General features: G+C 59.9%; 1 protein-coding gene. It reads right to left on the bottom strand.

Annotated elements, in window-relative coordinates:
- The coding region (locus AB4Y99_RS27775) for a hypothetical protein (protein ID WP_441525627.1) at positions 1-1,066 on the bottom strand (1,066 nt) is incomplete at both ends.

The raw sequence follows: 1,066 nt of genomic DNA, 5'->3' as shown, positions 1-1,066 counted from the left end.
ACCCTGAACAGGCCAGCCGGTCGCTTCCAAGTGTTTGACAAAAATCATCTGAACCTTTTCGGCCAGCTTCGCATAGCGTTTGCGAGCATGTTGGACGGCCCCAGTCAGCGCATTGTCATCTGGAATGTAATCGCCCACCGCCTGTTCGAACTCGCGTTGCAGCCGATCGACGTCTTGAAGCGCGGTCGCGTAATGACTAACCAGCGCCTCAAGGCTGCGTGCGTTTTCGATGAGTTGGCGTTCAGCGTCGTCACAAGCCACGGAAAGCCGGAGGCCAGCATCGACGAGCCCCCATTGCGCCTGGTTTTCGCCCTTGCCGATCCAGACCGAAGCGCCGTGGCGGCCGATGATCTGCTTGGCTCGGTCCATCTCCTCGGCGCAAATAGCCTTTGCGGTCTCGACGAGAAAAGTCCGCTCCTCGAAGGGGAAGGTGTCGCGCTTGCCGAGATCAATGATGTCATAACAGACCTTGGGAAGGTCGAGTTCGCTTTCGACGCACTCGGCACGCGCGATGTATTCGCTGCGGCTTGAGATATTGCCGCGCAGCGTGTCGCACAGATCCTCGACCAAAATTTTGGCCTCAGCGGGTGCCCTGGGGACGTTGGACAAGGCGGGCGGCAGGCCGGAAGGCAGGTCGAAGGCGAATTCGCTGAACAGCAGATAGCGCCACATCTCGTCGGCGATGGACGATAGGGTTTTGCCCTTGGTCATCAACTTGAGGCCCAAAGCCTTAAACAGGAGCGCTTTCGCCTCGGGAGCCCAGCCTTCGCTGGCGTTCAAGGCGTCAGCCTGCTGTTCGCTGGGTGCCAGCAAGGCGAGCAGGATTTCGCGGGCGGATTCCGCCTGGAGGCAGGTGCGCAAGGTGGGCCAGGACAGACCACCGCCGACGTTGTCGATCAAGGCGAAAGGCGGCGACGAGTTTTCGGCGAATAGCTGGCGGATTTCAGTGGCGTTGTCGGGCTTAGCTTTCAGGCAAAGGCTCTCATAGCCGTCGCCGTCGCCATCAGGAAAAATGGCACCGCAGGCGGAATAGACAGCGTAGGGGTCCTTCAGCGTAGGGGTCCTT

Source organism: Allobosea sp. TAB14 (genome assembly GCF_052113865.1).
Taxonomy (GTDB): domain Bacteria; phylum Pseudomonadota; class Alphaproteobacteria; order Rhizobiales; family Beijerinckiaceae; genus Allobosea; species Allobosea spartocytisi.
Note: the sequence above shows the minus strand (reverse complement) of the source record. Positions and strands in the feature narration are given on the sequence as shown.